9 protein-coding genes and 1 pseudogene are annotated in these 6,495 nt (G+C 73.9%); 7 read left to right on the forward strand and 3 right to left on the reverse strand.

The annotated features are described in order from the left end of the window. From E1287_RS41315 to E1287_RS45230, 3 genes and pseudogenes are all read left to right on the forward strand, one after another. Window positions 1-225: pseudogene (locus E1287_RS41315) on the forward strand (MFS transporter); the annotation flags it as partial. Next, a complete protein-coding gene (locus E1287_RS41320) occupies window positions 222-788 on the forward strand; it encodes a TrmH family RNA methyltransferase (protein WP_131971268.1) in 567 nt (188 codons plus the stop codon). The pseudogene E1287_RS41315 and the gene E1287_RS41320, both read left to right, overlap by 4 nt. A gap of 134 nt (window positions 789-922) precedes the next feature. Then, a complete protein-coding gene (locus tag E1287_RS45230) occupies window positions 923-2,764 on the forward strand; it encodes an MFS transporter (RefSeq protein ID WP_207934780.1) in 1,842 nt (613 codons plus the stop codon). Between the two features lie 46 nt (window positions 2,765-2,810). On the opposite strand, the gene E1287_RS41335 is transcribed toward E1287_RS45230, so the two are convergent. After that, window positions 2,811-3,029, reverse strand: coding sequence for an EF-hand domain-containing protein (locus tag E1287_RS41335; protein WP_131971270.1), 219 nt, complete (start codon window positions 3,027-3,029; stop codon window positions 2,811-2,813). Between the two features lie 116 nt (window positions 3,030-3,145). Between E1287_RS41335 and E1287_RS41340 the strand changes: the two genes are divergently transcribed. Then, on the forward strand, window positions 3,146-3,955 hold the full coding sequence (locus E1287_RS41340) for a glycerophosphodiester phosphodiesterase (RefSeq protein ID WP_131971272.1): 810 nt from the start codon (window positions 3,146-3,148) through the stop codon (window positions 3,953-3,955). Window positions 3,956-3,977: 22 nt separating this feature from the next. Here the strand turns inward: E1287_RS41340 and E1287_RS41345 are convergent, their stop codons facing one another. Continuing rightward, window positions 3,978-4,238 (reverse strand): type II toxin-antitoxin system Phd/YefM family antitoxin, encoded by a 261-nt coding sequence (locus E1287_RS41345; RefSeq protein ID WP_243719801.1) that lies wholly within the window; start codon window positions 4,236-4,238, stop codon window positions 3,978-3,980. A gap of 195 nt (window positions 4,239-4,433) precedes the next feature. Here E1287_RS41345 and E1287_RS41350 point away from each other — a divergent pair, with 195 nt between their 5' ends. From E1287_RS41350 to E1287_RS41360, 3 genes are all read left to right on the forward strand, one after another. Beyond that, window positions 4,434-5,006: an ATP-dependent Clp protease proteolytic subunit gene (locus tag E1287_RS41350; RefSeq protein ID WP_165969448.1), complete on the forward strand. Its 573-nt coding sequence runs from the start codon at window positions 4,434-4,436 to the stop codon at window positions 5,004-5,006. Further along, window positions 5,003-5,608, forward strand: a complete 606-nt coding sequence (locus E1287_RS41355; protein ID WP_131971278.1) for an ATP-dependent Clp protease proteolytic subunit — start codon at window positions 5,003-5,005, stop codon at window positions 5,606-5,608. The genes E1287_RS41350 and E1287_RS41355 overlap by 4 nt, the downstream gene beginning before the upstream one ends. Before the next feature lie 165 nt (window positions 5,609-5,773). Beyond that, window positions 5,774-6,118, forward strand: a complete 345-nt coding sequence (locus tag E1287_RS41360; protein WP_024936496.1) for an RNA polymerase-binding protein RbpA — start codon at window positions 5,774-5,776, stop codon at window positions 6,116-6,118. 116 nt (window positions 6,119-6,234) lie between these two features. Here the strand turns inward: E1287_RS41360 and E1287_RS41365 are convergent. Further along, the coding region (locus tag E1287_RS41365; RefSeq protein ID WP_131971280.1) for a helix-turn-helix transcriptional regulator at window positions 6,235-6,495 on the reverse strand (261 nt) is incomplete at its 5' end.

A 6,495-nucleotide genomic window follows, 5' to 3' on the forward strand; every position in this document is an offset into this window, starting at 1 on the left:
CTGCACGACCTCCTCCTCACCTGGCTCCCCCGCCTCACCCCCGACGGCCTCGCCCACCTCGTCGTCCAGAAGCACCTCGGCTCCGACTCCCTGCAGCGCTGGCTGGACGCCCGGGGCCACCCCACCGAGCGGATCGCCTCCCGGTCCGCCTACCGCGTCCTGCGCGTCGCGCCCCGCCCGGAGGCGGGCGGCGCAGGAGCCGGCACGGAAGGCCACACCCGATGAGCGGCCCCGACCGCCCCCAGACGCCCGCCCAGGAACGCAGGCAGCTGCGCGGCACCGACGTCAAGCGCCTCAACCGCGACTGGCGCCGCCGCACCGACGCCCGCCTCGGCCTGCTGGTCGAGTCGGTCACCCAGCCGTTCAACATCGGCTCGATCATCCGCAGCGCCGCCGTGTTCGGCGTCGACCACCTCTGGCTCGCCGGGAACGCCACGCCGCCGACCCACAAGGCCGTCGACAAGACCGCCCTCGGCACCGCCCGCCTCGTCCCCTGGGAGCACGCAGGCAGCGCCGGCGAGGCCGCCGCCGCCGTCCGCAAGGAGGGCCTGCGGCTGGTCGCCGTCGAGCTCACCGCCGACGCCGTCCCCCTCCACGAGGCGCCGCTGGACGGCGACGTCTGCCTCGCCGTCGGCGGCGAGGACCACGGCTGCTCCCCCGCCCTCCTGGCCGCCGCCGACGCCGTCGCCTACATCCCCCAGCTCGGACGCGTCGGCTCCCTCAACGTCGCCGTCGCAACCGCCATCGCCCTCGCCGAAGCACGCCGCCGCGACTGGACCACCCCATAGGGGCCGTGGCTACACTTCCCTCGTGCATTTCCTCGTCTACGGGTAGAGCGCCGCACGCCGCCGCGGAGCACGGGCGGCGGCATCCGGCCTCCCCGTAACCGGCCCCCGCACGGGCCCTTCTGAGGGACACCTTCGTGACCGCGTCGTACGCCTCCGTCCTGCGCACCCCGCACGCCCTGCGCACCTTCACCTTCGCGCTGCTGGGACGCCTCTCCTACGGGACGCTGTTCCTGTCCCTGACCCTTGCGTTCACCGCGTCCACCGGCTCCTACGCCCGCGCCGGAGCGCTGATGGCCGCGCACGGACTCACCGCCGCCGCCCTGTCGCCCGTCCGCGCCGCCCTCATCGACCGGCATGGCGCACGCCGCGTCCTGCCCCCGATGACGGCCGCCTACGCCGGTCTGCTCGCCGTCCTGGCCGCCCTCACCTGGCGTCCCGGCGCGCCCGTGCCGCCGCTGGCGGCCGTCGCCGTCTCCGCGGGCGCCTGCGCGCCCCCGATCGGCGTCGTCATGCGGACGCTGTGGCGCGGCATCCTCCCGGACGCCGCGCTCGTCCGCCGCGCCTACAGCCTCGACACCGTCTCCGAGGAGCTCGTCTTCGTCACCGGGCCGCTCCTGGCGGGACTGCTGGCCGCGGCCGCCTCCCCGTCCCTCGGGATCGCCGTCAGCGCCGCCCTGGTGCTGGCCGGCGTCCTCGGCGTCGCCGCCTCCCCGGCGGTGCCGCCGAACCCGTCCGGACGCCGCCGGCGCGGCCCCCGCGTCCGCGCGTTCGCGCCGGTGCCGGCCGTCGCCGCCGCGGCCACCGGCTTCGCCCTCGGCTCGACCGGGCTGCTCGCCGTCGCGTTCACCGAACGGCACCATCAGCCCGCGGCCGTCGCCTGGGTGGAGGCCGCGATCGCCGCGGGCAGCACCCTCGGCGGCCTCGCCTACGGCGCCCTCGGCAGATCGCAGCCGGGACGCGGACGGCTCGCCGCCTTCGTCTGCCCGGTCGGGCTCGCCCTCGCGGCGGCCGGGCTCGCCCCGTCCGTCCCCGTCCTGGCCGCGGCGGCCTTCGCCGTGGGCCTGTTCGTCGGCCCGACGTTCACCACCGCGTTCCTGATCGCCGACGCCGCCACGCCGGCTCGCGCCCGTACGCGCGCCGTGGCGTGGATCAGCACGTCCCTCAACCTCGGCATCTCCGGCGGGGCGGCGGCGACCGGCGTGTTCCTCGACGCGCTGCCCCTGCCCCTCTGCTACGCCCTCGCCGCCGCACCGGCCGCCCTCGCCCCGGCCCTGCTGCTGTGTTTGCCGAAACCGCAACAGGATTGGCCGGACGAGCCGGTCACGGTCCACCATCGGAGCATGGACGACTCCACCGCCCGCCAGGAATTCTGGGACGCCCGCTACGCCGAGCACGACCACCTCTGGAGCGGCGAACCCAACGACATGCTCGTCCAGGAGATCAGCGACCTGGACCCCGGCACCGCTCTGGACCTCGGCTGCGGCGAGGGCGGCGACGCGATCTGGCTCGCCAAGCGCGGCTGGCGCGTCACCGCGACCGACATCTCCGGCGTCGCCCTCGAACGCGCCGCCCGCCACGCCGACCACGCGGGCGTGGCCGACCGCATCGACTTCCAGCGGCACGACCTGGGCGTGTCCTTCCCCGAAGGCCGCTACGACCTGGTCTCGGCCGCGTTCCTGCACTTCCCCAAGGAGGGCCTGCCGCGCGAGCCGATCCTGCGCGCCGCCGCCGCGGCCGTCGCCCCCGGCGGCACGTTGCTGGTCGTCGGCCACTCCGGGCCCCCGCCCTGGGACCCCGACGCCTACCCCGCCGCCGACCTGCCCACCGCCGCCGAGGTCCTGGCGTCCCTGCGGCTCCCGGACGACGAATGGGACGTGCTCTACAGCGGCGAGCACGACCGCGTCCAGACCGCTCCCGACGGACGCGTCATGAACCGCACCGACAGCACCGTCAAGGTCCGGCGCCGCCCCGCCTGACCCGCTCGACCCGCCTGACCCGCCCGGGGCGGGCCGCCGTCAGCCGTCAGCCGGCGGTCCGCTCCATCAGCGCGGTGAACTCCTCCAATGAGATCTTGCCGTCGCCGTTGGCGTCGGCGGCCACCACCACCTCCACCGCGCGGGTGTCGGTGATGCCGTGCCCGAGCTTGCTCATGAGGTTCTTCAGCTCGGACGTCGAGATGTACCCGTCGCCGTCCACGTCCACGAGCTCGAACGTCGCCCGGTACTCGTTCACGTCCGCCATCGGCCTGCTCCCTCGGTGATCGGTTTCCGGGGGCGACCGTAGCACCGGATGCGTCCCGCCCAGCGCCTTTACGTAGTAAGGTCCAGGGTGGCCGCGGGTTCGGCATAATCGGACGGGTGCGCCGCTCGTACGAGTTCCTCGACCATCCCGGCCCGATCCCCTTCGCCCACCGCGGCGGCGCGGGCGGCCGGCCCGAGAACTCCATGCCCGCGTTCCAGCGCGCCGTCGATCTCGGCTACCGCTACCTGGAGACCGACGCGCACGCCACCGCCGACGGCGTCGTCGTCGCCTTCCACGACCGCACCCTCGACCGCGTCACCGACCGCACGGGCACCATCGCCCGGCTTCCCTATGCCGAGGTCGCCAAGGCCCGCATCGGCGGCGCCGAGCCCATCCCCCGCCTGGAGGAGCTGCTTGGCTCGTTCCCGGACACGCGCGTCAACATCGACCTCAAGGACGCCCCGGTCATCGGCCCCCTCGCCGCGGCGCTGCACCGCACCAGGGCCTGGCACCGGGTGTGCATCACCTCGTTCTCCACCCGCCGGCTGGCCCAGATGCGCGCCCGTCTGCCCCTGTTCACCGACGGCGACGTGTGCACGGCGCTGGGGCCGCGCGGCGTGATGGCGCTGCGCGCCAAGTCCTACGGCGGGCCGGCCGCCAAGCTCGTCCGCCTGGCCGCCACCGGCGTGGCGTGCGCCCAGGTCCCCTACGGGCTGGGCCGCCTCCCGTTCGTCACCGAGTCGTTCGTCGCCCGCGCCCACGAGCTGGGCCTGCAGGTCCACGCCTGGACGGTCAACGACCGCGCCGACATGGAACGCCTCCTGGACCTCGGCGTCGACGGGATCATGACCGACGAGCTGATCGTCCTCCGCGACGTCATGGCCTCCCGCGGCCTGTGGACCGGTCCGGCCGCCACCCCGGGCTGACCGCCTCGGGCTGAGCCGGTCCTCAGCGGCTGAAGCCGGGCGGGCGGTACTCGGCCGCGACCCGCAGCGGCGCGGACGGGGCCTGCGGGCGCTCCGCCGGACCCGCCGGCTGCCCCGCCTGCGTCAGGTCGACGCGCTGCGCCCGGACCATCTCCAGGAGCTCCAGATCCTCCGGGCTGATCAGCGCGGCCATCACGCGGCCCCGCCGCGTCAGGGTGACGGGCTCGCCGGTGTAGGCGACCCGGTTCACCAGGTCCGCGAACTGGGCACGTGCTTCGGTCACCGGAACATCCACGTGATTCATCGTATAGCGAAACACCGCGCCCTCCCCTGGTCACCCCGTCCCGTCCGGTCTAGCGTTGCTCACGTACGTAGCGTACGGACTGTACAGATCAGGGGAGGACGCGTGAGCGGCGGACCGGAACGCTGGGACGGCGAGCGGAGGGCGGAGACGTTCGTCGGCAGGACGTACGCCAAGGTGGCGGAGGCGCCGCAGCCGGCGGAGGCGCAGCTGTTCGAGCGGCTGCTCGCGCAGCGGATCGTGTTCATCGGGACCGAGATCGACGACCGGCTCGCCAACCGGGTCAACGGGCAGCTGCTGCTCCTCGCCGCCCACGACGCGCGGCGCGACATCACGATCTACATCAACTCGCCCGGCGGGGTCGTCGACGCCGGGATGGCGATCTACGACATGATGCAGTTCGTCCCGAACGACATATCCACCGTCGCGATGGGCATGGCCGCGTCCATGGGACAGACGCTGCTGTGCGCCGGGACGCGGGGCAAGCGGTACGCGCTGCGGCACGCGCGCGTGATGATGCACCAGCCGCACGGCGGGATCGGCGGCACCGCGTCCGACATCAGGATCCAGGCCGAGCAGTCCCTCTACCTCAAGCGGACCCTGGCGGAGCGGACGGCGTTCCACACCGGGCAGCCGCTGGAGCGGATCGAGGCCGACGGCGACCGGGACGCGTGGTTCACCGCCGAGCAGGCGCGCGACTACGGCTTCGTCGACCATGTCATCGACAGCACCGACCGGGTGGGCACATGACACGGGCGGAACGGCGCTACCTCGTCCCCCAGTTCGAGGAGCAGACCACCTACGGGCGCAAGGACACCGACCCCTACAACAAGCTCTTCGAGGACCGGATCGTGTTCCTCGGCGCGCCGGTGGACGACACCAGCGCCAACGACGTCACCGCGCAGCTGCTGGCGCTGGAGGGCATGGACCCCGACCGGCCCATCGCCCTCTACATCAACTCGCCGGGCGGGTCGCTGACGGCGATGCTGGCGATCATCGACACGATGCGCTACGTCCGGCCGCCGATCGAGACGACGTGCGTCGGGCAGGCGGGGTCGGCGGCGGCGGTGCTGCTCGCGGCGGGCTCGCCGGGACGGCGGGCGGCGCTGACCGGCGCGCGGATCCTGCTGCACGAGCCGGCGATCGAGGTGGCCCGCGGCCACACCACCGATCTGGACATCCAGGCCCGCGAGGTGCTGCGGCTGCGCGAGCAGACCGAGGCGATCGTGGCGGAGGCGACCGGGAAGGACCCCGGGATCGTCCGCCGCGACCTGGACCGGGAGCGGTACTTCACCGCCGCCGAGGCCAAGGACTACGGGCTGGTCGACGAGGTGCTCACCTCCCGCCGCTGACGGCCGCGCGGGCCCGCCGGCGCGGGCCGCGGCGGTGCCGCCGCGGGGGCGCGGCACGGTGCGGCCGCAAACGGCAGGGTTGGATCATCCTGGCCCGGGGAATCTTGTCGTGGGATTCAGCGTTGGTCATAGCAGGACCGCAAGCCGTCTGGGAGGCACGTGACGATGGCCGAGCGCGCACTTCGCGGCACCCGACTCGGAGCGACGAGCTACGAGAACGATCGCAACACCGATCTGGCCCCTCGCCAAGAGGTGGACTACACCTGCACGAAGGGCCACCGGTTCACCGTGACGCTCGCAGCCGAGGCCGAGGTGCCGATGACCTGGGAATGCCGCAACTGCGGCGCCACGGCCCTGCGGGTCGACGGGGAACTGCCGCAAGCGAAGAAAGGCAAGCCGCCGCGCACGCACTGGGACATGCTCATGGAGCGCAGGACGCTCGAAGACCTTGAGGAGGTTCTGGCCGAGCGGCTGGAGATCCTGCGCGCGGGGCGCAGGAAGTCGGCGTGAGCGACTGACATTAAGCGGATCGGGCCCGTACCGGCGACGGTACGGGCCCGACCCATGCCCGGGCCGGTCCGATCTCTTCGGCCGGTCCGATCTTCGGCTCGGGGCCGGTCGCGGGGTCAGCGGCCTGAGCGGGGGCGGACGAGGCCGCTCTCGTAGGCGGTGACGACGGCCTGGACGCGGTCGCGCAGCCCCAGCTTGCGCAGGATGCGGCTGACATGGGTCTTGACCGTCTCCTCCCCCACGACGAGCCGGGCCGCGATCTCGGCGTTGGCGAGGCCCTCGGCGACCAGGCGCAGCACGTCGGTCTCGCGGGGCGTCAGCGCGTCCAGACCGTCCGGGCCGTCCGCGGCGTCCGGGCCGCTCGGGGGACGCGAGGG

It is taken from the genome of Actinomadura sp. KC06 (genome assembly GCF_004348735.1).
Lineage (GTDB): Bacteria > Actinomycetota > Actinomycetes > Streptosporangiales > Streptosporangiaceae > Spirillospora.